Annotated in this window: 1 protein-coding gene; it reads right to left on the bottom strand. The window is 66.7% G+C overall.

Translation table 11 applies throughout. The features are described 5' to 3' along the window. Positions 1–832, bottom strand: an 832-nt coding sequence (locus tag R5W23_RS09265) for an IS630 family transposase (RefSeq protein WP_320686089.1), incomplete at its 3' end; no start/stop codon positions are given. Positions 833–919: the final 87 nt, after the last annotated feature.

Raw genomic sequence — 919 nt, 5'->3', positions numbered from 1 at the left:
CTAACCGGTCCGCGTGGGCGGCCACCCACTCCGCCACTCCGGCACTCTGGTGGGCTTTCAATCGGTCCACGACCAGGAACACCTTGCCCGTCGTGGTCCGCAGCAGGCGGCCCAAGAACACGACGAACCGTTCGCCCGTCATGGTCCCCGGGTACGTCATGAACCGCAGCGTCCCTTCGTTGGTGATGGACGACACCATGTTGATGCCGATGTGCGGATCGGGCACATCCATGGTCGCGCGCTGGCCCCTTTTGGCATACCCATAACCCGAACAGTGGTCGGCCACGACCCCGGTCTCGTCGCACCAGTGGATCTCCGCGCGCTCTCGTTTCGCTCGCGTTTTGAGGGCCGGGTACGTGTGCTCCAACCAGTGCCGCACCTCCTCCGGATCTTGCTTCCGGGCGTGCCGCGCGGGCTTCTTGGCCGTGTACCCCCAGCGCCGCAGGTACGCGCCCACGGTCCGCACCGCCAGCACCACGCCGCACTCCTGGCGGATCAATTCGCCGATCGCCCGCCGGCTCCACAGCGGGGACGCAATCCCGGACTCCTCGGGACTCGTGGTGTCGATGAGCTGTTGAATTCGAGCCGCCTGTTCGTCGGAAAGGGCCGCTCCCGCGCCGGGCGGTCGCCCGGTCCGTTCGTGGGGGATGGCTTCCAACCCGCCGCCCGAGTACGCCACCCACCACCGGCACACGGTTTCGGGGGCGACGCCCAGGATGTCCGCGACATCGGCTTGCGTGAATCCCCGTTCGCACGCACGCAAGGCGCGTAACCGCAGGGCTTCAATGATCGCATCGGGTAGCTGACGGGTGTCGGGCAAGGTGACGGCCATAACATGCTCCGGTGTCGCACGCATGATCCCGCGTCTGAGGGCCGGGTCTGTACCTGGCATTTATGAGCATCTTTCGCGCCGCCGTAA

It is taken from the genome of Gemmata algarum, from assembly GCF_034097035.1.
GTDB lineage: Bacteria > Planctomycetota > Planctomycetia > Gemmatales > Gemmataceae > Gemmata > Gemmata algarum.
The sequence above is the reverse complement of the archived record's forward strand: the minus strand, read 5'-3'. Positions and strand labels throughout refer to the sequence as shown.